Origin of the sequence: Adlercreutzia equolifaciens (assembly GCF_029076695.1) — a bacterium.
Lineage (GTDB): Bacteria > Actinomycetota > Coriobacteriia > Coriobacteriales > Eggerthellaceae > Adlercreutzia > Adlercreutzia equolifaciens_A.
On record NZ_JARFIK010000053.1, the window covers coordinates 1 to 433 of the forward strand.

General features: G+C 54.3%; 1 protein-coding gene. It reads right to left on the reverse strand.

The window, feature by feature from the left end; translation table 11 throughout:
- Positions 1-314 (reverse strand): FAD-dependent oxidoreductase (locus PZH32_RS11425; protein WP_275208377.1); only part of this gene is annotated, 314 nt, incomplete at its 3' end.
- Between the last annotated feature and the right edge of the window lie 119 nt (positions 315-433).

Genomic DNA, 433 nt, shown 5'->3' on the forward strand with positions numbered 1-433 from the left:
GTCTTCTCGAGCCAGATTACACGAGCACCAAGCTCAGCTGCTCTAATCGCGGCATATGTTCCAGCGGATCCCGAACCGCACACCACAACATCGCATTCCTCAGTGCGAGTCACATCCCTTTCATCCACTTCGACAAGTCGCGAAGAAAGAGGGCGATCCTCGCCCTTATTCGCACTGGTGCCCGATGCATCGGCGCCAGTGGACGGCAAACCGCCATTCGAAGGAGCACACCCCGCGAGGCCGACCGCTGCAACACTCGCACCAAACACTCCGCCCCCAACAATAAAATCTCTGCGCGATATTCCCTTGCCCATTGTTGACCCTCCTCTTTCCTAACTGGTTTATCGCATGCGCGATTTTGGGCTCATAAGCTATCGCCCAATTTGACTATCGGCGAAAAACGTTGACAGCGCTTATTCCAAATCGAACTTAG